At 64.4% G+C, this 23,695-nt stretch carries 27 protein-coding genes and 1 tRNA gene; 19 read left to right on the forward strand and 9 right to left on the reverse strand.

Features of this window, described 5'->3' with window-relative positions; all coding sequences use genetic code 11:
* The first annotated feature begins 14 nt into the window (after window positions 1-14).
* From KUV38_RS02420 to KUV38_RS02435, 4 genes are read left to right on the forward strand one after another with little or no spacing between them, the layout of a single operon-like run.
* A complete protein-coding gene (locus KUV38_RS02420) occupies window positions 15-1,436 on the forward strand; it encodes a mannose-1-phosphate guanylyltransferase/mannose-6-phosphate isomerase (RefSeq protein ID WP_222468524.1) in 1,422 nt (473 codons plus the stop codon).
* Window positions 1,417-3,543, forward strand: a complete 2,127-nt coding sequence (locus tag KUV38_RS02425) for a YjbH domain-containing protein (protein ID WP_222468525.1) — start codon at window positions 1,417-1,419, stop codon at window positions 3,541-3,543. Before KUV38_RS02420 ends, KUV38_RS02425 begins: the two co-directional genes overlap by 20 nt.
* Before the next feature lie 23 nt (window positions 3,544-3,566).
* A complete protein-coding gene (locus KUV38_RS02430) occupies window positions 3,567-4,211 on the forward strand; it encodes a YjbF family lipoprotein (protein WP_222468526.1) in 645 nt (214 codons plus the stop codon).
* Window positions 4,212-4,241: 30 nt separating this feature from the next.
* Entirely contained in the window at window positions 4,242-5,603 is a 1,362-nt protein-coding gene (locus tag KUV38_RS02435; protein ID WP_222468527.1) for a polysaccharide biosynthesis/export family protein, read from the forward strand.
* A 28-nt stretch (window positions 5,604-5,631) separates the two neighbouring features.
* On the opposite strand, the gene KUV38_RS02440 is transcribed toward KUV38_RS02435, so the two are convergent.
* A tRNA-Tyr gene (locus KUV38_RS02440) sits at window positions 5,632-5,715 on the reverse strand.
* 108 nt (window positions 5,716-5,823) lie between these two features.
* On the opposite strand from KUV38_RS02440, the gene rlmB reads away from it, so the two are divergent.
* The 6 genes from rlmB (at window position 5,824) to KUV38_RS02470 (ending at window position 9,093) form a co-directional block, all read left to right on the forward strand.
* Complete coding sequence (gene rlmB / locus KUV38_RS02445) at window positions 5,824-6,615, forward strand: 23S rRNA (guanosine(2251)-2'-O)-methyltransferase RlmB (RefSeq protein ID WP_315898587.1); 792 nt, start codon at window positions 5,824-5,826, stop codon at window positions 6,613-6,615.
* A gap of 76 nt (window positions 6,616-6,691) precedes the next feature.
* Window positions 6,692-7,135 carry a YHS domain-containing (seleno)protein gene (locus KUV38_RS02450; protein ID WP_222468528.1) on the forward strand — a complete coding sequence of 148 codons (444 nt, stop codon included), beginning with the start codon at window positions 6,692-6,694 and terminating at the stop codon, window positions 7,133-7,135.
* Between the two features lie 229 nt (window positions 7,136-7,364).
* Complete coding sequence (locus tag KUV38_RS02455) at window positions 7,365-7,832, forward strand: CoA-binding protein (protein ID WP_222468529.1); 468 nt, start codon at window positions 7,365-7,367, stop codon at window positions 7,830-7,832.
* A gap of 52 nt (window positions 7,833-7,884) precedes the next feature.
* Window positions 7,885-8,268 (forward strand): NADH:ubiquinone oxidoreductase subunit NDUFA12, encoded by a 384-nt coding sequence (locus tag KUV38_RS02460; RefSeq protein WP_222468530.1) that lies wholly within the window; start codon window positions 7,885-7,887, stop codon window positions 8,266-8,268.
* A gap of 16 nt (window positions 8,269-8,284) precedes the next feature.
* Window positions 8,285-8,734, forward strand: a complete 450-nt coding sequence (mlaD, locus tag KUV38_RS02465) for an outer membrane lipid asymmetry maintenance protein MlaD (protein ID WP_222468531.1) — start codon at window positions 8,285-8,287, stop codon at window positions 8,732-8,734.
* The gene (locus tag KUV38_RS02470; protein WP_222468532.1) at window positions 8,731-9,093 is read left to right on the forward strand and encodes a DUF2155 domain-containing protein; all 363 of its coding nucleotides are present in this window, start codon (window positions 8,731-8,733) and stop codon (window positions 9,091-9,093) included. Before mlaD ends, KUV38_RS02470 begins: the two co-directional genes overlap by 4 nt.
* Here the strand turns inward: KUV38_RS02470 and aat are convergent.
* The 3 genes from aat to accB are packed head-to-tail and all read right to left on the reverse strand — an operon-like array spanning window position 9,057 to window position 11,557.
* Entirely contained in the window at window positions 9,057-9,695 is a 639-nt protein-coding gene (gene aat / locus KUV38_RS02475) for a leucyl/phenylalanyl-tRNA--protein transferase (protein WP_222470933.1), read from the reverse strand. The two genes, KUV38_RS02470 and aat, sit on opposite strands and share 37 nt — an antisense overlap.
* A gap of 10 nt (window positions 9,696-9,705) precedes the next feature.
* The gene (accC, locus tag KUV38_RS02480; protein WP_222468533.1) at window positions 9,706-11,055 is read right to left on the reverse strand and encodes an acetyl-CoA carboxylase biotin carboxylase subunit; all 1,350 of its coding nucleotides are present in this window, start codon (window positions 11,053-11,055) and stop codon (window positions 9,706-9,708) included.
* Window positions 11,056-11,065: 10 nt separating this feature from the next.
* On the reverse strand, window positions 11,066-11,557 hold the full coding sequence (gene accB / locus KUV38_RS02485) for an acetyl-CoA carboxylase biotin carboxyl carrier protein (RefSeq protein ID WP_222468534.1): 492 nt from the start codon (window positions 11,555-11,557) through the stop codon (window positions 11,066-11,068).
* A gap of 339 nt (window positions 11,558-11,896) precedes the next feature.
* Between accB and KUV38_RS02490 the strand changes: the two genes are divergently transcribed.
* A complete protein-coding gene (locus tag KUV38_RS02490; RefSeq protein WP_222468535.1) occupies window positions 11,897-12,451 on the forward strand; it encodes a hypothetical protein in 555 nt (184 codons plus the stop codon).
* Here KUV38_RS02490 and KUV38_RS02495 read toward each other — a convergent pair whose 3' ends face one another.
* Window positions 12,452-13,081, reverse strand: a complete 630-nt coding sequence (locus tag KUV38_RS02495) for a TetR family transcriptional regulator C-terminal domain-containing protein (RefSeq protein ID WP_222468536.1) — start codon at window positions 13,079-13,081, stop codon at window positions 12,452-12,454. It lies immediately after the preceding gene.
* A 235-nt stretch (window positions 13,082-13,316) separates the two neighbouring features.
* On the opposite strand from KUV38_RS02495, the gene KUV38_RS02500 reads away from it, so the two are divergent.
* From KUV38_RS02500 to KUV38_RS02535, 8 genes are all read left to right on the forward strand, one after another.
* Complete coding sequence (locus KUV38_RS02500; protein WP_222468537.1) at window positions 13,317-14,567, forward strand: Zn-dependent hydrolase; 1,251 nt, start codon at window positions 13,317-13,319, stop codon at window positions 14,565-14,567.
* A gap of 11 nt (window positions 14,568-14,578) precedes the next feature.
* Complete coding sequence (locus KUV38_RS02505) at window positions 14,579-14,821, forward strand: hypothetical protein (protein WP_222468538.1); 243 nt, start codon at window positions 14,579-14,581, stop codon at window positions 14,819-14,821.
* Between the two features lie 10 nt (window positions 14,822-14,831).
* The gene (locus KUV38_RS02510) at window positions 14,832-15,578 is read left to right on the forward strand and encodes an endo alpha-1,4 polygalactosaminidase (RefSeq protein WP_222468539.1); all 747 of its coding nucleotides are present in this window, start codon (window positions 14,832-14,834) and stop codon (window positions 15,576-15,578) included.
* Window positions 15,579-15,594: 16 nt separating this feature from the next.
* Window positions 15,595-17,049: a dihydropyrimidinase gene (gene hydA, locus KUV38_RS02515; protein WP_222468540.1), complete on the forward strand. Its 1,455-nt coding sequence runs from the start codon at window positions 15,595-15,597 to the stop codon at window positions 17,047-17,049.
* Window positions 17,050-17,086: 37 nt separating this feature from the next.
* Window positions 17,087-17,869 (forward strand): ABC transporter ATP-binding protein, encoded by a 783-nt coding sequence (locus KUV38_RS02520; RefSeq protein WP_222468541.1) that lies wholly within the window; start codon window positions 17,087-17,089, stop codon window positions 17,867-17,869.
* Between the two features lie 84 nt (window positions 17,870-17,953).
* Complete coding sequence (locus KUV38_RS02525) at window positions 17,954-18,832, forward strand: ABC transporter permease (RefSeq protein WP_222468542.1); 879 nt, start codon at window positions 17,954-17,956, stop codon at window positions 18,830-18,832.
* On the forward strand, window positions 18,829-19,677 hold the full coding sequence (locus tag KUV38_RS02530; RefSeq protein ID WP_222468543.1) for an ABC transporter permease: 849 nt from the start codon (window positions 18,829-18,831) through the stop codon (window positions 19,675-19,677). The genes KUV38_RS02525 and KUV38_RS02530 overlap by 4 nt, the downstream gene beginning before the upstream one ends.
* Window positions 19,678-19,743: 66 nt before the next feature.
* Window positions 19,744-20,724: an ABC transporter substrate-binding protein gene (locus tag KUV38_RS02535; protein ID WP_222468544.1), complete on the forward strand. Its 981-nt coding sequence runs from the start codon at window positions 19,744-19,746 to the stop codon at window positions 20,722-20,724.
* 88 nt (window positions 20,725-20,812) lie between these two features.
* Here KUV38_RS02535 and KUV38_RS02540 read toward each other — a convergent pair whose 3' ends face one another.
* From KUV38_RS02540 to KUV38_RS02555, 4 genes are all read right to left on the reverse strand, one after another.
* Window positions 20,813-21,244, reverse strand: a complete 432-nt coding sequence (locus tag KUV38_RS02540; RefSeq protein ID WP_222468545.1) for a hypothetical protein — start codon at window positions 21,242-21,244, stop codon at window positions 20,813-20,815.
* A 153-nt stretch (window positions 21,245-21,397) separates the two neighbouring features.
* Entirely contained in the window at window positions 21,398-21,928 is a 531-nt protein-coding gene (locus tag KUV38_RS02545; RefSeq protein WP_222468546.1) for a hypothetical protein, read from the reverse strand.
* 124 nt (window positions 21,929-22,052) lie between these two features.
* Window positions 22,053-22,841 (reverse strand): carbohydrate ABC transporter permease, encoded by a 789-nt coding sequence (locus KUV38_RS02550; protein WP_222468547.1) that lies wholly within the window; start codon window positions 22,839-22,841, stop codon window positions 22,053-22,055.
* Window positions 22,838-23,680: a carbohydrate ABC transporter permease gene (locus KUV38_RS02555; protein WP_222468548.1), complete on the reverse strand. Its 843-nt coding sequence runs from the start codon at window positions 23,678-23,680 to the stop codon at window positions 22,838-22,840. Before KUV38_RS02555 ends, KUV38_RS02550 begins: the two co-directional genes overlap by 4 nt.
* Window positions 23,681-23,695 lie beyond the last annotated feature (15 nt).

Genomic DNA, 23,695 nt, shown 5'->3' on the forward strand with positions numbered 1-23,695 from the left:
AACGGACGATTTGAATGGACATAACCCCCGTGATCCTCTGTGGCGGTTCGGGAACCCGCCTCTGGCCCCTGTCGCGGAAATCCTATCCCAAGCAGTTCTCCAGGATCGTAGGGTCTCGGACCCTGTTTCAACGCTCGGCGGAGCGCACATCCGGCGCGGGGTTTGCCGCCCCCATCGTCGTGACTGCCTCCGACTTTCGCTTCATCGTCACCGAGCAACTCGCAGAAGCCGGTATCGATCCGGGTGCGATCCTCATTGAGCCGGAGGGGCGCAACACGGCGCCTGCCGTGCTGGCCGCGACCTTCCATGCGCTGACGGACAACCCGGACGCTATCCTGCTCGTCGCCCCTTCTGACCACCTGATCCCCGACACGGATGCCTTCAAAGCCGCGGTTCGGGCTGGCTTGGCTGCAGCCGAAGAGGGCCGGATCGTAACCTTCGGCATCACGCCGACACATCCGGAAACCGCCTACGGCTACCTCGAACTGCCCGAAGCCCCGAATGGCAAGACCAAACCATATCCGTTGACTCGGTTCGTCGAAAAGCCGGACCAGAAAACCGCGGAGCGGTTGCTGGCAGATGGCACCTATCTATGGAACGCCGGAATCTTTCTGGCCCGCGCCAAGGACATGCTGGAAGCTTTCGCCACCCATGCACCAGACCTGGTTGAGCCAGTTCGCGAGGCTGTTGCCGAGGGTAGGCCCGACCTCGGGTTCTTGCGCCTTGATCCCCACGCATGGAGCGGCGCGCAAGACATCTCCATCGACTATGCGGTGATGGAGCGGGCGGACAACCTCACCGTGGTCCCCTTCACCGGGCATTGGTCGGACCTTGGTGATTGGGATGCCGTCCGGCGAGAGAGCGACGCCGACTTGCGCGGTGTGGTGACCTCCGGAGAAGCCGTCGCGATTGATTGTGACGATACCCTGCTACGATCCGATAGCGACCGGCTGCAAGTTGTCGGCATCGGTCTGAAGAATATCATGGCGATCGCGATGAACGATGCCGTTCTGGTGGCGGATGCCTCCCGTGCGCAGGACGTCAAACTTGCGGTCACCGCGCTGAAGCAAAAGCAGGCCGCTCAGGCCACGCAATTCCCAAAGGATCATCGCCCTTGGGGGTGGTTTGAGAGCCTCGTGGTGGGCGACCGCTTTCAAGTAAAACGGATACAAGTGCATCCCGGCGCGGCGCTTTCGTTGCAAAGCCACTTCCACCGTTCGGAACACTGGATCGTGGTGGAGGGCACGGCGCAGGTGACGATCGACAACCAAGTCAAACTCGTGACGGAAAATGAGTCCGTCTACATCCCGCTGGGGTCGAAACACCGGATGGAGAACCCGGGCAAGGTGCCGATGGTGCTGATCGAAGTGCAGACCGGGACTTATGTGGGCGAGGATGACATTGTGCGGTTCGAGGATGTCTACGCGCGGAGCTGATCCCTGTTCTGGCCGCCCCGCGCTGGGCTGGCTCCTCGCAGCGGGTCTCGCCTCGGCCCTTGCGCCTTCGGCCTCCGCCCAGACCCTCTCGTTCTACGGCACGCCCGGCCTCGTCGACATGCCCACTGCCGAGGCCCTGCCGGATGGCAGCCTTGCCGTGACGACGGCAAACTACGGGCCTATCTGGCGGCATACGCTGACCTTCCAGCTCTCACCGCGCGTCTCTGCGTCATTCCGCTATGCCGCCCAGGGCAACGATCCGGGACCGGGCATTCCCGAATATGACAGGAGTTTCGACCTCAATATCCTGCTCCGCGAGGAGGATGCTTACTGGCCGGCGATTGCCCTCGGACTAAGGGACTTCGGCGGCACAGGCATCTACAGCGGCGAATATTTCGTCGGCTCTAAATACGTGACCCCAACACTCCAGCTGACAGGCGGGGTCGGATGGGGCCGCTTTGCGGGCCGGGGCGGGTTTGGGAACCCGCTGGGCGTTCTGGATGACCGGTTTGAAACGCGCCCCGAACAGGACACGCGCACAGGCGAAATCGGGTTCGACCAGTGGTTTCGTGGCGACGCCGCCTTTTTCGGGGGCCTCAAGTGGCACGCGACGGAGCGGCTGACGTTGGTGGCCGAATACTCCAGCGACACCTATGCACTGGAGACCACTGGCAGGCTGGCGCCGCAGGCCTCTCCCTACAATTTCGGCCTCAATTACCGGTTCAGGAACGGGCTCGATATGGGGGCCTACTATCTCTACGGCAACACCGTCGGAGTGCGGTTCTCTTACGTGATCGATCCGGCGCACCCGCGTGCGCCCGGCGGGCAAGAGACGGCACCGCCGAGCCTTTTGCCGCGCTCCACCGTGGAGGGCCAAAGCTGGAACCTCGGCAGCCCCGAGCGGCAGGTCATCCCGGCCGGCGAGGCTTTGCGCGGCAGGCTCGGGGAGCAGGGGCTGCGGTTGATGTCCTATGAGGCCAGCGCTCGTACCGCGCGGGTGCAGATCGAGAACCTGCGCTTTGACGCAACCGCTCAGGCCGTGGGGCGTGCCGCGCGGGTTTTGGCCAATACGGTTGCTCCCTCGGTCGAGCGCTTCGAGGTCACACTGACTGAAGCGGGCATGCCAATGACGACAGTCACCGTTGAGCGCGCCGACCTTGAGGAGCAGGAACACGCGCTGGAAGGCGAGTGGCACATGCTGGCGCGCGCGCAGATCACCGATGCCTTTGGAGTTGGCCGCTTGGGCGCGGTCGCGGGGGCCTATCCGCGCTTGTCATGGGGGCTTTCTCCCTATGCGGCGGTGTCACTCTTCGATCCTGACGATCCGCTGCGCTACGAACTGGGTATCCAGCTCAACGCGGCGTGGGAGCCGCGCCCGGGGCTCATCTTCTCGGGCCAGATCCGCAAGCCGCTCACCAGCACCATCGACGATGCCACCCGCCGATCTGACAGCGTGCTGCCCCATGTGCGCTCCGATGCCGTGCTCTATGCACAGCAATCCGACCTACAGATCAGCCACCTGACGGCCGAATATTTCTTCCGCCCGCTTGAGGACATGTTCGGCCGCGTGACCCTTGGTTACCTCGAGCCGATGTTCGGCGGGGTCTCGGCCGAGCTGCTCTGGTACCCGCTCAACAGCCGTCTCGCGCTGGGGGCGGAGCTGAATTACGCGGTGCAGCGGGACTTCGACCAGCTCTTCGGCTTTCAGGATTACACGGTCTGGACCGGCCATGCCTCGGCCTACTACGACCTCGGAAGCGGCTATCATGGCCAGCTCGATGTAGGCCGCTATCTGGCGGGCGATTGGGGCGCGACCCTTACGCTGGATCGCCGGTTCAAGAACGGCCTGAAGGTCGGGGCCTTTGCGACGTTCACCGATGTTTCCTTCGATGATTTCGGAGAGGGTTCTTTCGACAAGGGCATCTTCGTCGAACTGCCGCTCTCTTGGGTCACCGGGCAGCCGTCACGGGCCAAGCTCAGCCAGACGGTCCGCCCGGTTTTGCGCGACGGTGGCGCCCGGTTGGGCGTGCGCAACCGGCTCTACGGCGTGGTGGAGCCGTTTCGTGGGCGGGAGATTACCAACAGCTGGGGCAAGTTCCTGCGATGACCGAGGCGAGGCACATAGGGGCAGTGGTTCGATGGCTCCTGCCCCTCGCAAGCTGCGTAACGCTGGCCGCCTGTGGCGGGCTTGGGGTTGGGTCCGAGGGCCCGCCGACGCCCAACCAGACGCGCGCGCAGGCCACGGCCCGCTACGCCCAACTGCTCCGGTCCGGCACCCCTGCGCTCCAGATTGCAGTGGAGAAGGACCAAACCGCCACCATCGCCCTGCGTGAGGTCATCCGGGATGGGGTGGAGAGTTTTGTGAGCAGCGATGGTGTCGTCCTCAAGACCCGCCGCGGCCTCTTGGTCGGCACCGCTGGGCTCGGGGCCGACATGGCTGGTTCGGACGTGTCACAAAGCCTGGCCTTGGTGGCCCGGCGCAGCAGCGGCACAGCCGAGCGGTTTCATACCTTTCTGAACGGCGAGAACGAGGCGGTCACCCGCAGCTACGTGTGCGTCGTCGCCCTGCGGGGCAGGCGGAGCATTCAGGTCGGCACTCGTGCCGGAGCGCTCACGCAGGTGGCGACCACGCTGGTGGAGGAAGACTGCCGCAGCCTCGATCAGAGTTTCACCAACCTCTACTGGCTCAGCGCCGGTTCGGGGGAGGTGCTGCAATCCCGCCAATGGGCGGGCGACCTGACTGGGCCGCTGGTGATGCGCCGGGTGATCGAATGAGTGGTGAGAAAAACCGAGGGACGGGGACACATGCGTAAAATCGGACTGCTCTGCCTGATCGCGGCCCTCGCGGGTTGCGGCACGGCCTACCAGAGCCCCAAGGTGCACGATGGCGTGGCCGATGGCACCCGCGTGCGGGTCGTGCCGGTCACGGCCGAAACCACTCTGCTCGCCAACCGCTCGCGCTACCGGCCAAAGGCCCTTCCGGCGATCTTTTCGACCGGGGCAGGCACGGGCGGCGGGCTGCGCACAGGCGGCCCGGTGCCGGAGCCGGTGATCGACCGTGCGAGCAGGCCCGGCACGCTCGAAACACGCCTGCCGCCGCAAGCCAACCCCGGCCCCTACACGATCGGCGTGGGCGACGTGGTGCTGCTGGCCACGCCGCGGGCGGGCGATACTGTGGAGGAACTAACCGGGCTTCTCGCCGCCCAGAACGCACGGCAGGGCTACACCGTGCAGGATGACGGCTCCATCAACATTCCCGGCGTCGCGCGTGTCCGCATTGCGGGGATGACGGTCGAGAGCGCTGAGGATGCGCTTTTTCAACGGTTGGTCGAAGCCCAGATCGACCCGACCTTCTCGCTCGAAATCGCCGAGTTCAACTCGCAGAAGGTCTCGGTGGGGGGCGCTGTCTCCAACCCCGGCGTGGCGCCGATCCGGCTGACCCCGCTCTATCTTGATCAGGCGCTCGCCACGGCGGGTGGCATCTCTGCCGCCGATCAGGATTACACCTCGATCCGCATCTACCGCGACGGGGCGCTCTATCAGATTCCGCTCAAGGAGTTCTACGCCCGCTCCGGCCTGAAGCGGGTGCGGCTGGTCGATGGTGACTCGGTATTTGTGGATACCGAATACGAGCTGGAGGAGGCCCAAGCCTATTTCGAGCAGCAGATCACGCTCGCGGGCTTCCGCAGCCAACAACGCCGCGATGCTCTTGCCGAGCTGTCGACCGAAATTGCCATCCGCCGCGACGCACTTAACGAGGCGCGGCAGAACTACCGGGCTCAGGTAGAGTTCGACGCGGTTGAGCGCGATTACGTGTATTTGACCGGCGAGGTGCAGACACAGGCCCGCTTCCCGCTGCCGCTCGGGCGGCAAGCGAGCCTTGCCGATGCGCTCTTCGAGGGGGCAGGGGGCATTCCGCTCGAGACCGGCAATGTGCGGGAAATCTACGTGCTGCGCGCCTCGCCCGACCCGCGCGAATTCGGAGCAGTCACCGCATGGCACCTTGACGGGCGCAATGCGGCCAACTTCACCCTCGCGGCCCGGTTCGAGTTGCGCCCGAATGATGTGGTCTTCGTCGCGGAGCAGCCGGTGACCCGCTGGGGCCGCGTCGTGCGCCAGATCACGCCGTCGCTCATCACCACAGGTGCGCGAGCAGCAGGCAACTGACGGTGTTACTAGATAAGTAGAGGGGGAGTGGTGGGCGACCCTGGAATCGAACCAGGCATGGGTCTCCCCGGCGGAGTTACAGTCCGCTGCCGCACCTTGCAGCTCGTCGCCCGACGCCGGAGCGGAATACAAAGCCCGCCCACCCCCGTCAAGGCGAAAAACCTTGCGATTTTCTTGCGTCGCGACCATGCAGGGGCGCGGCAAGCGGAGGCGATGTAGCGTGGCAAAGAAACCGAGCTGGGTGGTAGACAAAGAGCGCGCCAAAAGGGCGAGCGCGGCAGAGACGGTGTGGCTCTTCGGGCTGCATGCGGTGCGCGATGCGCTGGCCAATCCCGTGCGGGAGAAGCTGCGCCTCGTGCTGACCCGCAACGCCGCCGACCGGCTAGGGGAGGCTTGCTGGCAAGGCGCCGGGATCGAGCCTGAAATCGCCGATCCTCGCAAGTTTCCGGTGCCGCTCGATCCGGGCTCGGTGCATCAGGGCGCGGCGCTAGAGGTCAAGCCGCTGGACTGGGGCAGCGTCGAGAGCCGGTGCATCGCAGGTGAGGGCCGGCCCCTCGTTGTGCTGCTCGATCGCGTGACCGACCCGCACAACGTGGGCGCCATCCTGCGCTCGGCCGAGGTGTTCGGTGCCCGCGCCGTGGTGGCACCTGCCCGCCATTCGGCCCCCGAAACCGGCGCCTTGGCCAAAACCGCCTCCGGCGCTCTGGAGCGGCAACCATACCTGCGGGTGCGCAACCTTGCCGACGCGATGGAGGAGCTGAAGAGCGCGGGGTTTACCCTGCTTGGCCTCGCAGGTGAGGCAGATGCCGTTCTGGACCCCGTATTGGAGAGCCTGCCCGAAGGCGCGGCCATCGGTCTTGTGCTCGGGGCCGAAGGGCCGGGCCTGCGGGAGCGCACGCGCGAGACCTGCGACCATTTGGTGAAAATTCCCTTCGCCGGGACCTTCGGTTCGCTCAACGTGTCCAACGCCGCGGCCGTCTCGCTCTACGCCTCTGCGCGAAAGTTTTCATAAGTTCACCTTTGCGCGAAGGGGCTGGCCAAGGCGCAGGCCGCGGCTCCATCCTTTGGCCCAGCCAAGGAGGACACCCATGCTCACCCGCCGCCTCATGCTCGCCGTCGGCCTTGCCGCTCTCGCCATGCCTGCCATGGCCGAGGAGCCGCCGATCTTTGCCACCAACCGCCTCGCCATTCAGGGTTACGACCCCGTTGCCTATTTCAACGAGGGCAAGCCGGTAGAAGGGAGCGAGGCGCACCAACTGATGTGGATGGGGGCCACGTGGCGATTCTCCAGCGCGGCCAATCGTGAGGCTTTCGAGCGCAACCCACAGCGCTTCGCCCCGCAATACGGCGGATATTGTGCCTATGCGGCCTCCCAGGGCTATGTCGCCCCTACCGACCCGTCCGCCTTTACCGTGCACGACGGAAAGCTCTATCTGAACTACTCGCGCCGTGTGCGCGGCATCTGGGAGCAGGATATCCCCGGCCACATATCTTCCGCCGATGCGAACTGGCCCAAACCTCTGAAAAACTGAGGTTTCGCGACAAGTGAGGGGCAGGAAAGTCTTTTTCACCTTTGCCCGCTCGCGTTAACCTCGTGTTCACAGGTTTATTACATCCTCTTGGAAAGTGTTTCCTCGTGACTACCTCGAAGAGCATGAGCGCTGGTTCGGAACACCAGCGTTTCACTTCACTGTCCCTCGTTCCGCGACTTGCGCTCGGGCCTCATGGTCCGGGCGCTTTTTTACGCCGGAGGTGCCGCTGATGCGCTACCCAGACGCGCTGCTGCGCCGCATTCTGACCGAAACCACGGTGATCGCCTGTGTTGGCGTCTCGATGAACGAGGTGCGCCCGAGCTACTACGTGGCCCGCTACCTTGCGCTCAAGGGCTTTCGGGTGATTCCGGTAAACCCCGGCCACGCGGGCAAAACGCTCTTCGGCGAAACAATCATGCCCGACCTTGCCTCGATCGATGCGCCGGTGGACATGGTCGATATCTTCCGCCGCTCCGATCATGTGCCGCCCATCGTGGAGGAGGCGCTCACCGCTTTTCCCGCGCTCAAGACGGTGTGGATGCAGATCGGTGTCGAAAACGCCGAAGCCGCCGCGATGGCCGAGGCGCGCGGGGTGACAGTGATCCAGAACCTCTGCCCCAAGATGGAGTATCAGAGGCTCTTCGGCGAACTGAGGATGGGCGGGATCAACACCGGGGTGATTTCTTCGAAACTCTAGACCTTTCCGCGCCGCTGTTGCATATCAGGCGAGACCAAGAGGAGCCGAGCCGATGGGTATCATGAACACTCTCCTGCGTGCCGTCACATGGTGGAACGGCTCTACGCTCGGCACCCAGCTGTTCACCTGGCGCAAGGGCACCAAGGTGGGCGAGGATGAAGAGGGCAACATCTTCTACCGCAACGCCGACGACACCCGGCGGTGGGTGATTTTCAAGGGCGAGGTCGAGGCTTCGCGTATCAGCCCCGACTGGCATGGTTGGCTGCACAAGACCTTCAAGGAGCCGCCGACCGACCGGCCGCTGACCCACAAGCCGTGGGAAAAACCGCACCACGAAAACCTCACCGGCACACCGCTGGCCTATGCGCCCGCCGGGTCGATCCGCCGTGCCCAGCCGGTGGAACGGCAGGATTACGAGGCCTGGAGCCCTGAGTAAGGGGCCGGAGGGGGCAATGTCAGAAACCAAGACCGAAGCGCTGGTTGGGGCCGGTGTGCTCGTCGCAGCGGCAGGCTTCCTGTGGTACGCCGCCGGGGTGACCGATGCGGGTGGATCTGGTGGCGCGAGCTATCCACTGCAGGCAAGCTTTCGTTCTGCCGAGGGCATCTCGGTGGGCACCGATGTGCGGCTTGCGGGAGTGAAGATCGGCTCGGTGAGGGCGCTGGAACTGAACGCCCAGAGCTTCCGCGCGGAGGCGACTTTTGCGATCTCCGAAGGCATCGAATTGCCGGAAGACAGCTCCGCAGCAATCTCTTCCGAGGGGCTGCTGGGGGGCAATTTCATCGAGATCGTTCCTGGCGGATCGCCCTTCAACCTCGAGGAGGGCGGCGAGATTCTAGATACCCAGGGCGCGGTGAGCCTGATTGGCTTGCTCACCAAGTTTGTGGCCGGGTCGGACGAATGAAGCGCACGCTGCAAGCCGCTCTGGCCACTGGTCTTCTGGCCGGTGGAGCCGCCGAGGCCCAGACGGTGCTGGAAGGCACCGGGGCGGTGCTGCGCGGGCTCGACAAACTCTCGAGCCTGACCTCCGATCTCGAAGTGAAGATCGGCGAAACGGTGCGCTATGGGCACCTGCAGGTCACGCTCTCCGATTGCCGCTACCCCGAGGGTACCCCGGCGCGAGCCACAGCCTATCTGGTGATCGAGGATGGCGCCGGTGATGCGCCCGCCTTTGCCGGTTGGATGCTCGCTTCGGCCCCGGCGCTGAACGCGCTGGACCACCAGCGTTACGATATCTGGGTGCTGCGCTGCACCACTGAGTGACCGCTCGGCACCTCGGTTATGCTCCTGAATTCACAGTCGAGTTTGCGCGCGGCGGCAAGCCGTTTGCGGTAGTCCTCGCGCGGGATCTCGATGGCGCCGAGGCTGGCGAGGTGGGGTGTGATGAACTGGGTGTCAAACAGGGCAAAACCGCAGCGCCGCAGGTGATCGACGAGGTAGGCGAGCGCCACCTTGGAGGCATCGCGGCGGCGGGAAAACATGCTTTCCCCGCAAAAGCAGCCGCCAAGTGCTACGCCGTAGACCCCGCCGACCAGCGCCTCGCCCTCCCAGACCTCTAATGAATGGGCATGGCCCTCGGCATGAAGCTGGCGGTAGATGCGATGGATCTCGCTGTTGATCCATGTCGTCTCCCGGTCGGCGCAGCCATCCATCACGCCGCCGAAATCGGCGTTCGTCGTAATAGTAAAAGCCTCGCGCCGGATCAGCCGGGCCAGCGACCGGGAAATGTGGAAATTCTCCAAGGGGAAGATTCCCCGTAAGCGCGGCTCGACCCAGTACACCTCTTCCGCCCCGGCATCATCTGCCATGGGGAAGAGGCCCATCCGGTAGGCACGCAGCAGGAGGTCGGTCGAGAGCGGCTCCACCCGCCCGGCCTCAGGCTTGCAGGTTGGTTTCCAGCCAGCCTTCCAGCCAGTGGATATCGTAGGCACCGCTGTGAATGTCGCCCTCTTCCAGCAGCGCGCGGAACAGCGGCACGGTTGTATCCACCCCGTCCACGATCAGCTCGCCGAGTGCCCGGTTGAGCCGGGCCAGCGCCTCGGGGCGGTCGCGGCCGTGGACGATGAGCTTGCCGATCAGGCTATCGTAATAGGGCGGGATCGAGTAGCCGTCATAAAGCGCGCTGTCCATCCGGACGCCCAAACCACCGGGCGCATGAAACTGCGTGATCCGGCCGGGGCAGGGGGAGAAGTTGGGCAGCTTCTCGGCGTTGATCCGCACTTCGATGGCATGGCCGTTGATCTTGAGGTCGTCCTGGCTGAACGAGAGCGGCATTCCGGCGGCCACGCGGATTTGCTCGCGCACGAGATCCTGTCCGAATATCAGCTCGGTCACCGGATGCTCCACCTGAAGGCGGGTGTTCATCTCGATGAAGTAGAACTCGCCGTCTTCATACAGAAACTCGATGGTCCCTGCGCCGGCGTAGTTGATCGAGGCCACGGCCTCGGCGCAGGTCTTGCCGATCTGGGCGCGCAGCTCGGGGGTGATCGCGGGGCCGGGGGCCTCTTCGAAAACCTTCTGGTGCCGCCGTTGCAGCGAGCAATCGCGCTCGCCCAGATGCACCGCGTTGCCCTTGCCATCGCCAAACACCTGCACTTCGATGTGCCGGGGTTTGCCGAGATACTTCTCGATGTAGACCTCGTCATTACCGAAGGCCGATTTGGCCTCGCTCCGCGCGGTGCGAAAAGCGGTCTCGAGATCCTTGGCGGTTTTCGCCAGCTTCATGCCGCGCCCACCGCCGCCTGCGGTGGCCTTGATGATCACCGGATAACCGATCTCTTCGGCGACGACCTTGGCCGTTTCCATGTCGGGCACGCCGCCGTCGGAGCCGGGCACGCAGGGCACGCCGAGCTTTTTCATCGTGTCCTTGGCGGTGATCTTGTCGCCCATGATCCGGATGTGCTCGGCGGTCGGGCCGATGAAGGTGAGGCCGTGATCCTCGACGATCTGCACGAAGTTGGCATTCTCTGAAAGAAAGCCGTAGCCCGGATGGATCGCATTGGCGCCGGAAATCTCGCAGGCCGAGATGATCGCCGGGAAGCTCAGGTAGCTCTGGGCCGAGGAGGGCGGGCCGATGCAGATGGCCTCGTCGGCCATGCGCACGTGCATCGCATCACTGTCAGCGGTGGAGTGCACCGCGACCGAAGGAATGCCCATCTCGCGGCAGGCACGGACCACCCGCAGGGCGATTTCGCCGCGGTTCGCAATGAGGATCTTGTCGAACATAACCAGTGCCTTACTGGATGATCATCAGCGGGGCGCCAAACTCCACCGGCGCACCGTCTTCGACGAGGATGCGCTTGACGGTGCCGCCGCGGGGCGCGGGGATCTGGTTCATCGTCTTCATCGCCTCGACGATCAGCAGGGTCTGGCCCTCTTCGACCGTGTCGCCAACCTTGACGAAGGCGGGCGAGTTCGGCTCGGGCTGGAGGTAGGCGGTGCCGACCATCGGGGAGGTCACCGCGCCGGGGGCCTGCGCCGGATCATCGTTGTCGCCAGCCGGGGCGGCAGCGGGGGCTGCCGGAGCGGCCGGGGCTGCAGGCGCAGCGGCTGGGGCCGCGGGGGCCATCGCCACCACCTGTTGCTCCATCTTGCGGCTCACCCGCACATTCAGGCTGTCATCCTGACCGTAATCACGCTTCACCTGAAGCTCGGTCAGATCGTTCGTCCTCAGCAGTTCTGCCAGCGCCTGGATAAAGGCGACGTCTGCATCGTGGGTCTTACTCATGCCGTCCTCTTTCTGCCTGCGCCGGTTCATGCCGGGCACAAATTATGGGCAGGCTTATACGCTCTCTGCGAGGTAAGTGAAAGCGCAAGCGCTTTGAACCCCCGATTTGGGGATGCGGCGAAATTTGTGGTCCGGCAGGCGGCGCAGGCTCCAACTGAGCTTCCGCAGCGCCTTTGGGGCGCCCTTCAGCCCGTCCAGAGCGCGCCGGACCTGTTGACAAGCGCGACCTGCATGGACAAATAAGTGTTTCATTACAGCACTGTCCGCAGCAGCCATATTTCAGGCGCTCATCCGCTGCGGCAATTTCATGACTTAAACCTATGACTTGAGGACCATCCTATGGCCGGAGAAAATTCAGCAACCAATATCGTCGTCACCGTCTCCTCCGAAGGGCTTTCGCGCGCGTTGGGCGGCGGCGTTCGCGGTGGCGTGGCAGGGCTCCTTGTGCAGCCCGCCGTGTGGATCGCCACCGGCACCGGCCCCGATGCGGGCGATGCCTTTATCTACGGCACCGGCGCGGCAGGCGTTGTAGCCGGTGCGATCCTCGCCGTGCCGGCCATGGTGACCGGCGTGGTCAAAGCCGCCGTCGATGACCACACCGCCTCGCTCGTGGCGGAGGTGAAGGCCAAGGAGCCGGAGCGCTACCGCAACGGGATCTACCCGGTGGACGACTACAGTTTCTTCGCCTCGGGCGGCCACATTCAGGCGATGACCATTGCCGCAGCGGGCGGCGTAGCGTGGCAGGATGCGAACGGCGTGTACTGCTTCATCAAAGACGCCAACGAGCGGCTTGTCTGTGATTATCGCCCAAAATCTTACAAAAAGCTTTACTACCCCGAACTGCCGCTGACCAAGGTGGGCAATGGCTTCAAGTGGAACTACCTGAACGGCTGATCAGCCCCCGGGCGTGAGCATCTTGCGAAACATCGCATCCACATGGCGGGCGGCCTCCGGAAAGGGGTCGCCCGCTTCGCTTTGGGGCAGCACGGCGCGCACCTGAACGTCAAAGTCGGCGTAATGCTGGGTTAGTGACCAGATCGAGAACAGCAGGTGATAGGGGTGGACCGGCGCGATCCGGCCCGCCGCGCTCCAGCCCTCAATGACGGCGGCCTTTTCATCGACCAACGGCTTGAGGTGCTCCTTCAACACGCCTTCGAGGTTGGGCGCGCCTTGCAGCACCTCATTGGCAAAGAGCCGGCTCTCGCGCGGCATCTCGCGGCTCATCTCCAGCTTGCGGCGGACATAGGCCATGATCTCTTCCAACGGGTCGCCCTCGGCTTTCATCGCGTGAAGGGGCGCAAGCCAGGTATCCAGCAGGCCGCCCAGCAGCTCCCGGTGAATCGCCTCCTTGGACGGGAAGTAATAGAGCAGGTTGGGCTTGGAGAGCCCGGCGGCCTTGGCGATCTGGTCCACGGTGGAGCCGCGGAACCCGCGCGACGAAAACACATCGAGCGCGGCCTCGAGGATGGCGGCGGTGTTCTTTTGCTGGATCCTCGTGCGCGGTTTGCGCGCGTTTGCTGTCACCGGTCAGACCTCGCTTCAATGTCCGTTTCAAATGCGCCCAAAATGCAGCCGTTTTGCCCGGCCCGCGCTGAAAAATCATCGGAGGGGCTGCAGCGCGGCGGCGCATTTTCTTGACCCGTCCCTTGAGAGTGGTAGCGTCCTTCTGACCAATTGGTCAAACAACAAGGCGCAGCACCAAAGCCGCGCCACACAGGGAGGGCCCGCGCCCTCGATACGGAAGACCCGAGGAGTGCGCATGGCTGCCCCAGGAGAAAATCTCAGGATCAACGGAGACAGGCTGTGGGACAGCCTGATGGAGATGGCCAAGATCGGCCCCGGCGTGGCGGGCGGCAACAACCGCCAGACGCTGACCGATGAAGACGCCGAAGGGCGTGCGCTGTTTCAGAGTTGGTGCGAGGCCGCCGGGATGACCATGGGGGTCGACGAGATCGGCAACATGTTCGCCCGCCGCGAGGGCACCGACCCGGAGGCGCTGCCCGTCTATGTTGGCTCGCACCTCGATACCCAACCCACAGGCGGCAAGTACGATGGCGTGCTGGGCGTGCTCGGCGGGCTCGAACTGGTGCGCACGTTGAACGACCTCGACATCAAGACCAAGCACCCGATCGTGGTGGTCAACTGGACCAACGAGGAGGGCACTCGGTTTGCCCCCGCCATGCTGGCCTCGGGCGTGTTTGCGGCCAAGCACACGCTCGAATGGGCCAATGACCGGGTGGACGCCAAGGGCAAGCGCTTTGGCGACGAGCTGGAGCGGATCGGCTGGAAGGGCGAGGAGAAGGTTGGCGACCGGAAGATGCACGCCCTCTTCGAACTGCACATCGAGCAGGGGCCGATCCTCGAGGCCGAAGGCAAGGACATTGGCGTTGTCACCCACGGGCAGGGGCTGCGCTGGATCGAATGCACGGTGACCGGCAAGGAGAGCCACACCGGCTCCACGCCGATGCACATGCGCAAGAACGCCGGGCGCGGGTTGGCGCTGGTGACCGAGCTTGTGCATGAAATCGCGATGAAAAATCAGCCCAACGCGGTGGGCGCGATCGGGCATATCGACGTGTATCCGAACTCGCGCAACATCATCCCCGGTAAGGTGGTCTTCACCGTCGACATGCGGACCCACCTGCTCGACAAGCTGAACGGCATGGTCGCGGAGCTGATGGAGAAGGCGCCGAAGCTTTGCGAGGATATCGGTGTCGAATTCTCCGCCGAGATCGTCGGCCAGTTCGACCCGCCGGCCTTTGACGAGGGCTGCGTGAAGGCGGTGCGCGATGCCGCCGAACGGCTGGGCTACAGCCATATGGATATCGTCTCGGGCGCGGGCCACGATGCCTGCTGGATCAACGACCTGTACCCGACCTCGATGGTGATGTGCCCCTGCGTGGACGGCCTCAGCCACAACGAGGCGGAAGAGATCAGTAAGGAATGGGCCACCGCCGGGACGGATGTGCTGTTTCACGCGGTGGTCGAGACGGCGGGGATCGTGGAATGAGGAAGGCGCTGATGTTGCTGCCCTTTCTGGCCGCATGCCAGACCACGACGAGCGGGGCTCCGGCCGGATATGCGCCTGCCGACCAGCCCATTCCGGAGAAGGTCATGGCATCGGTTCCGGCCGATGTGCGGCTGGATCAGATCGTGGTGCGGGACGGGTGCTATTACATCTTCTACGAGGGTGCGATCTACCCTGTGACCACCCAGGAGATGCGCGACGGGGGCTTTGACGGGCAGCCCTACTGCATCGGCTAGGGAGGCGAAGATGGGACTGACGGCGGGACTGACAGCACTGGGGATCTTCATCATCGGAGGGAGCGAGCAGGCCTATTGGGACTGGCAGCTCACCCACCCCTACGACCTTGATATAAATGTCAAAGTTCTCGCCCTCGACAAGGACGATCACGACCGCGACACGATCATGGCGCTGCGCGACCGCGGCGTGAAGCCGGTGTGCTATGTCTCCGTTGGCTCGTGGGAAGAATACCGCGACGATAAGGACAGCTTTCCCGAGGAGGTGCTCGGCAAGCCGCTCGGGGACTGGCCCGATGAGCGCTATGTCGACATTCGCGACGACCGGGTGATGAAGATCATGCAGGCCCGCCTGCAGGACTGCGCCGACCGCGGCTTCATGGCCGCAGAGCTGGATAACATGGACGTTTTCGAGAACGAAAGCGGCTTTGACATCGGCCAGGAGGCGGCGCTCACCTATGTGAAGAACCTCGCCGCCTACGCCCATCTGCTGGGGCTGGAAGTGGCCCAGAAGAACGCGCCGCAACTGGTGCCGGCGCTGGTGGGGACGATGGATTTCATCATGGTCGAGGAGTGCTACGCCTACGACTTTTGTGACGATCTGAAGCCCTACACCGAGGCGGGCAAGGATGTGTTGGCGATCGAATACGACGATGCGGATCTCGACTGGGACGCGATCTGCGAAGACAGCAAGGCCCGCGGGATGAAGCTGCTTCTGAAGAGCCATGAAATTACGGCGGGCGGTAAGTCCTGCAATTAAAACGGGGAGTTAGACCATGAGCACAGTCATCAAAGGCGGCACGGTGGTGACCGCCGACCTCAGCTATGAGGCGGACGTTCTGGTTGAAGGCGGGCAGATCGTGGAGATCGGCAAGGGGCTGAAAGGCGACGAGGTGCTGGATGCCACGGGCTGCTACGTGATGCCCGGCGGGATCGATCCGCACACCCACCTCGAGATGCCTTTCATGGGCACCTACTCGAGCGACGATTTCGAGAGCGGCACCCGCGCGGGGCTGGCGGGCGGCACGACAATGGTGGTCGATTTTGCCCTGCCGAACCCCGGCGAAAGCCTGCTGGATGCGCTCAAGCGGTGGGACAACAAGAGCACCCGCGCGAACTGCGATTACTCCTTCCACATGGCCGTGACATGGTGGGGGGAGCAGGTGTTCAACGAGATGGCGACGGTCGTGAAAGACCGTGGAATCAACACCTTCAAGCATTTCATGGCCTACAAGGGCGCGCTGATGGTGAACGACGACGAGATGTATTCTTCGTTCCAGCGGCTGGCCGAACTGGGCGCCACGGCGATGGTTCATGCCGAGAACGGCGACGTGGTGGCCGAGCTGACCGCCAAGCTGCTGGCCGAGGGCAACACCGGCCCGGAGGCGCACGCCTATTCGCGGCCCAGCCAAGTGGAGGGCGAGGCGACCAACCGGGCGATCATGATCGCCGACATGGCGGGCGTGCCGCTCTACGTGGTGCATACCTCCTGCGAGGAGGCGCATGAGGCGATCCGCCGGGCCAAGCAGAACGGCAAGCGGGTTTGGGGCGAGCCGCTGATCCAGCACCTGACGCTGGACGAGAGCGAGTATTTCAACCCCGACTGGGACCATGCCGCACGGCGGGTGATGTCGCCGCCGTTCCGCAACAAGAAGCACCAGGATTCGCTCTGGGCCGGGCTGCAAAGCGGATCGCTGTCGGTCGTGGCGACCGACCACTGTGCCTTTACCACCGAGCAAAAGCGCTACGGCGTGGGCGACTTCTCCAAGATCCCCAATGGCACTGGCGGGCTGGAAGACCGGATGCCGATGCTCTGGACCCACGGTGTGGCGACCGGGCGGCTCACGCCCAACGAATTCGTCTCTGTCACATCAACGAACATCGCCAAGATATTGAATTGCTATCCGAAAAAGGGTGCGATCCTCGTGGGTGCCGATGCCGATATCGTGGTCTGGGATCCGAAAAAGGAAAAGACGATCTCTGCCGGATCTCAACAATCCTCCATCGATTACAACGTGTTCGAGGGCCAGGAGGTGAAGGGGCTGCCACGCTTTACCCTGACCCGGGGCCATGTGGCCGTGCATGACGGGGAGATCCGCACGCAGGAAGGCCACGGCGAGTTTGTAGCACGCGAGCCTAACGCAACGGTTAACAAGGCGCTTTCCACCTGGAAGGAGCTGACGGCGCCGCGCCCGGTGGAGCGCAAGGGCATTCCGGCCACGGGGGTCTGATGGGTCGGAAAGTGCTGAGAAGACGGAAGAAAACCACGTGAACGATACGGTCATCCGTGCCGACAACCTCGACCTGACCTTCCAGACGAAGGACGGGCCGGTTCATGCCCTCAAGGGGGTTTCGCTCGACATTGGCAAGGGCGAGTTCGTCAGTTTCATCGGGCCGTCCGGGTGCGGGAAGACGACCTTTCTGCGCTGCATCGCGGCCCTCGAGACCCCGACGGGCGGCAGCCTGAGCGTGAACGGGATGACCCCGGAGCAGGCCCGTAAATCAAGGGCTTACGGCTATGTCTTCCAGGCCGCGGGGCTCTACCCTTGGCGGACCATCGCGGGTAACATCAAGCTGCCGCTGGAGATCATGGGGTTCGACAAGGCCGAGCAGGAGGAGCGTGTGAAAAACGTGCTGCAACTGGTTGATCTGGAAGGCTTTGGCGGAAAATACCCCTGGCAGCTTTCAGGCGGGATGCAGCAACGGGCCTCGATTGCCCGCGCGCTGGCCTTCGATGCCGAGATCCTGTTGATGGACGAACCCTTTGGTGCGCTTGATGAAATTGTCCGCGACCACCTTAACGAGCAGCTCCTCGCACTCTGGGCGCGGACGGGCAAGACGATAGGGTTTGTTACCCATTCCATACCCGAAGCGGTCTATCTCTCAACCAAGATCGTTGTCATGTCGCCCCGGCCGGGCCGGATCAGCGATGTGATAGACAGCCCGCTGCCTTCCGAAAGACCTTTGGAAATCAGGGACTCAGCGGAGTTTATTGAAGTGGCGCACCGGGTCCGTGAGGGGCTGCGAGCAGGGCATTCCTACGATGATTAACCCTGTGAAACCGCCCATGCACAACCGATGCACAACTGATGCACATCCCATGCATACGCACGCTGCATTCAGGAGCATTAACTAATGCACCGCGCGCTCCCTGTTCTGGCAGTTCTCGCCGTGCTGACCGCCATCTGGTACCTCGGTGCGTGGCGGATGAACACGCCCTGGGCGCTGGCGCAGGCGGAGCGGGCCGGGGTGGAGCTGAGTGCCGGAGAGCTCTTTACCGAGACCATGCGTCAGGAGCGGCCAAGGCTGCCCGCGCCGCACCAAGTGGCGGCAGAGCTGTGGAAGACGACAGGCGAGATGGCGCTGCGGGGCCGGGCCTTCAGCAAGCGGAGCCTGATCTACCACGGTGCGATCACGCTGGGGGCCACGCTCACCGGCTTTGCGCTGGGGGTCGCGCTGGGCATCCTCGGCGCGGTGGCGATCACCTACAGCCGGGTGGCGGAGATGAGTCTGATGCCTTGGGCCATCGTCAGCCAGACGATCCCGATCGTGGCGCTGGCGCCGATGATCATCGTGCTCTCCAACGCAGTGGGGATCGAGGGGCGGACGGTGCCGAAGGCGATCATCTCGGCCTACCTGTGCTACTTCCCGGTGCTGGTCGGCATGGTGAAGGGGCTGAACTCGCCCTCGGCCAGCCAGCTCGACCTGCTGAAGACCTACAACGCCAGCGGGCGCGACAGCTTCTTCAAGCTGCGGCTGCCGGCCTCGATGCCCTATCTCTTCACCTCGCTGAAGGTGGCCATCGCCGCCGCGCTGGTGGGGACCATCGTGGGCGAGTTGCCCACCGGGGCGATCAGCGGACTGGGCGCGCGCATCTTGATCGGGGACCAGTTCGGCACGCCGCTGGCGATCTGGGCGGCGCTCTTTGCCGCTGCAATCCTCGCGGGCTTGCTGGTGACGGTGATCGGCGGGGTGCAGGCGCTGGTGCTCAGGCGGATGGGGATGGCGCGATGACGGCGGTGGTGGCGGCAGTGGCCTTCTGGCTGGCGGCTTGGGGCCTGAACGTGGCGCTCGCCCGCTCGCGCTGGCGCAAGGCCCGCGCGGTGCGGATCGCCGTGCCGGTGATCTTTGGCCTCGCGGTGCTGGCGCTCTGGCAGGGGCTGGTGCGGGGGCTGGAGGTGAGCCCGGTGATCTTGCCGGCGCCCACCGACATTGCCCGCACCTTCGTGACCTCGACCGATGTGCTTTGGCAGGACTTCGTGCAGACCGTGCTGAAGGGGGCGCTCTCGGGCTACCTGATTGGCTGCGGGGTGGCCTTTGTGACCGCCATTGCGATTGACCGCAGCGCCTTTCTGACCGCCGGGCTTCTGCCCATCGGCAATTTCGTGGCGGCGCTGCCGATCGTGGGCATCGCGCCGATCCTTGTGAGCTGGTTCGGCTTTGACTGGCAATCCAAGGCCGCCGTGGTGGTGGTGATGGTTTTCTTCCCGGTGCTCGTGAACGTGGTGCAGGGGCTGAAGGAGACCGAGGCGATGCAGCGCGACCTGATGCGGACCTATGCTGCGAGCTACTGGCAGACGATGGTAAAGCTGCGGCTGCCTGCGGCCATGCCCTTCGTGTTCAACGGGCTGAAGATCGCCACCACGCTGGCGCTGATCGGGGCCATCGTGGCCGAGTATTTCGGCAGCCCGATCCGGGGCATGGGCTTCAGGATTTCGACCGGCGTGGGGCGGCTGGCGATTGACCTTGTCTGGGCCGAGATCGCCGTGGCCGCCCTTGTGGGCACCGCGTTTTATGGCATCGTCGCCATGATCGAGAAACTCGTGACCTTCTGGCACCCGAGCCAGCGGGTTGGTTGAGTGGGAGGAGACCCGCGCCGGGGGGCGCACTGATACCCAAACCAAAAACCAACAAGGAGAGTGACAATGAAAAAATTCGTACTCGGCGCCGGGCTGGCGCTGGCCGCGGGGGCGGCGCAGGCGGCGGATGACGTGACGCTGCAACTCAAGTGGGTCACCCAGGCGCAGTTTGCGGGCTACTACGTGGCCGCCGATCAGGGCTTCTACGAGGAAGAGGGCCTGAACGTGACGATCAAGCCGGGCGGCCCGGATATTGCCCCGACGCAGGTGATCGCCGGTGGTGGCGCCGATGTGATCGTGGAGTGGATGCCCGCCGCGCTGGCCGCACGGGAAAAGGGGCTGGCGCTGGTGAACATCGCGCAGCCGTTCAAATCTTCCGGCATGATGCTGACCTGCCTGAAGGAAACCGGTATCGAAGGGCCGGAGCAGTTTCCGGGCAAGACGCTGGGCGTCTGGTTCTTTGGCAATGAGTACCCGTTCCTGAGCTGGATGAGCACGCTCGGCATCCCGACCGAGGGCGGCGAGGATGGCGTGGAGGTGCTCAAGCAGGGCTTCAACGTGGACCCGCTGATCCAGAAGCAGGCCGATTGCATCTCGACCATGACCTACAACGAATACTGGCAGGTGATCGACGCCGGCATCCCCGAAGAGGAGCTAGTGACCTTCAAGTATGAGGATCAGGGCGTGGCGACGCTGGAAGACGGGCTCTATGTGATGGAAGAGAACCTCGCCGACGATGCCTTCAAGGACAAGATGACCCGTTTCGTCCGGGCCTCGATGAAGGGCTGGAAGTGGGCCGAAGAGAACCCGGAAGATGCGGCTATGATCGTGCTCGACAATGACGAGACCGGCGCGCAGACCGAGGGCCACCAAGTGCGGATGATGGGCGAGATCGCCAAGCTGACCGCCGGTTCCAACGGGGCCCTCGACCCGGCCGACTACGAGCGCACGGTGGCTACGCTGCTCGGCGGCGGCTCGGACCCGGTGATCACCAAGGAGCCGGAAGGCGCCTACACGATGGATATCTCGGACGCCGCGCTTCAGTAAGCCGGCCCGGGTGGTGGGCAGATTGCCCGCCCTGCAAGACACGGCCCGCCGGGGAGACCTGGCGGGCCTTTTGCATGGTCAGAGGGGGTCAGATGGTTTCGAGGTCGCTGACTTTCTTCATCTGACGCTTGTTGTACCAGGCTTGGTAATACTGCATCAGCCCTGTCTCCACGCCCATTCGGGTGCGCTTGTCGCTCTCCCAGCCGGACCAGCGCAGGTAGATCTTGTCATCCGACGAGACGTTGATGCGGTGGTGGTAGATCCAGATGCACCCGGAGTGTTTGACGATCGGGCCGTTCACCGGGTCGGGGTGGAGGTAGGTGCGCAGGCGCGAGCGCAGGCCGCCTTCCTGCCCGGTCTCACCGATGTAGAGCACGCGGCCCACCTCGAGTTTGCCGGGGTCTTCGTTGAAGGCATAGAACCCCTCGAAATCGGGGATCAGCTTCATGTCGGCGATCAGGTCGGAGAGGCGGTGCGGTTTGCTCCACTTGATATGTTGCAGCCAGTCGGGGGCAGCCATTGGGGGTCCTCGCGGGTTGAATCGAAAATTGGTGCTCAAATGCGAGGCGAGTTTAGCAGGCCTGGGCCGTTCGGCAAAGTGACGGTCCGGTAAAAACCGGCGACCAGCGCCCCGGTGTGGGGCGGCTGGCCGGGCAGGTGGGGTGGAGCGGCGTCAGGCCTGATGGTCGAGCTGGCCGGGAGCGGGGGCCGGGCCGTTCACCGCGCTGAGGCCGGAGGCGTAGCGCGGCGGGGAGGCGCTGGCCGGGGCGGCGGCGCGTGCCTCGGTGCGGCTCGCCTCTGCGGTTTCGGCGCTGGCCTCTGCTTCGCGCGCGGCCTCTTCGGCGGCCTCGGCCTGGGTGGCGGCGGCGCGGGCGGTTTCAGCCGCGCCTTCTGCTTCGGTGGCCTCCTGCGCCTTTTCGCGGGCCTCTTCCTGCAAGCGGAGGATCTCGGCCGTCATTGCGGTGGGGATGCGGGCATATTCCTTCAGCGGCGGGGGCGGGCGGCGCTCGCCATCGGAGCCGAGCACCTCGTCGCGCGCAGTGTCGAGCCGCGCCTTGGCGGGGGCCTCGGCCTTTTCGGGCGGGCGGATATCGGTTGATTGCGAGGCCACCGTGTTTTGCCGGTGGCGTGCGGCCAGCACCTGCGCCGGAAGGGCGAGGGACTGGGACGACTGGCCTTGGGTGTCGAGCCTCACCATGGTCATGTTTTTCAAGCTCCTGCGTTAACGGACCCCATGGCTGACACGATATCTTCATGAGAGTGGGCAAGAGGTTAACGCGGCCCGGAAAAGTGACCTGATGGTTAATGCACCGGGCTGGTGGGGCGGCTCAGGTGCGGATCACGAAGCCGCGGGCGATGTGGCGGCGGACGAAGACGATCATCAGAACGCCGGGCAGCAGCGAGAAGACGGTCATCGCCATGACGAGGCCGATATCGGTGCGGAAGGAGAAGAGCGCGTTGATCGCCATTGTGATCGGCTTGCCTCCGGTGCCGGTGAGGATACGGGCGAACACCACCTCGACCCATGAGAAGATGAAGCAGAAGAAGGCTGCCACGCCGATGCCGGGCGCGATGGCCGGGATCAGCTTGGAGAAGAAGAAACCGGGCAGCGACTGGCCGTCGAGAAAGGCGGTTTCGTCGAATTCGCGGGGCACGGCGGAGATGAAGCTCTCCAGGATCCAGATCGCGATGGGCAGGTTGAACACGCAATGCACCAGCGCGATGCCGACGGGCGTGTTCACCAGCCCGAGGTTGGCGAAGAGGATGAAGATCGGCAGCGACAGCACCACCGGCGGCGTGACCCGGAAGGCGAGCATGAGGAACAGCACGTGCCGGTCGCCGGTAAAGCGGTAGCGCGAGAAGGCATAGGCTGCAGGCAGCCCGGCGGCGAGGCAGAGCGCCACGTTGAGCGTGACGTAGATGAAGCTGTTGCCGATGGAGGCGACCAGCGCGGGCGTGTCGAAGATGCGGGCGTAGTTCATGAGCGTGAACTGCCCGGTGTCCAGCCCGTCCTGCGGCAGGGTGGCGGTGAAGGAAAGCACCACCGTCTGGACCAGCGGCAGGGCGATGAAGAGCAACAGCGCCGCAAGGGCGAGCGTACGGGCGGCGGCACTCATTGCGCGCGCCTGCGGGTGACCTGCACGAAGGCCCAGACCACGGTGATGACGATCAGGAAGTAAGTCATCGCCCGCGCCGCCGCCGAGCCGTAGCTGTAGGCGTTTATGTCTTCACCGAGGTCGAGCGAGAGGAAGGTGGTGGCGCCCTGCGGCCCGCCCGCGTTGATCCGGAAGGCCTCGGTGTAGATCATGAAGCTGTCGACGAAGCGGAGCAGCAGGACGATGGCCAGCGCCCCGGCGATCTTGGGCAATTCGATGTGGCGGAAGATGGCGGCGCGGGAGGCGCCGTCGATCTCGGCGGCGTGGTAGTAGGGGCGGGGGATGGCGGATAGGCCGGCGTAGGAGAGGATCACCACGAGGCCGAGCCAGTGCCATGTGTCCATCGTCACGATCAGCGCCCATGTGTGCAGCGCGGTGAACTTGTAATCGAACCCGGCGGCAATGAGCGAGGGCCCCACCAGCCCCTGTGGCCCGACGAGGGTGAGCCACATGCCGGGGATCATGTTCCACGGCACAACGAGCGGCAGCGCGAGGGCCATGAGGTAGAGCGTGGGGTGGCGGGTGGAGCGCAGCAGCAGCGCAACGGCGATGCCGAGCGGCACCTGAATGGTGAGCACCACGGCGGAGAACAGCGCGGAGCGGGCGAGCGAGGCCCAGAAGCGCTGGGAGGTGATGATCTCGCCATACCATTCCAGCCCGATCCAGTAGCGGCTCTCGAGGGTGAAGATGTCGTGGAAGGAGTAGTTGAGCACCGTCAGCAGAGGGATGACGGCCACGAGGCCCATGATGGCGATGGCGGGCAGAAGCAGCAGCCAGGCGCGGTTGCTGTGGGGCGTCATCAGGAAATAGATGTC

Origin of the sequence: Vannielia litorea (assembly GCF_019801175.1) — a bacterium.
Classification (GTDB): domain Bacteria; phylum Pseudomonadota; class Alphaproteobacteria; order Rhodobacterales; family Rhodobacteraceae; genus Vannielia; species Vannielia litorea_B.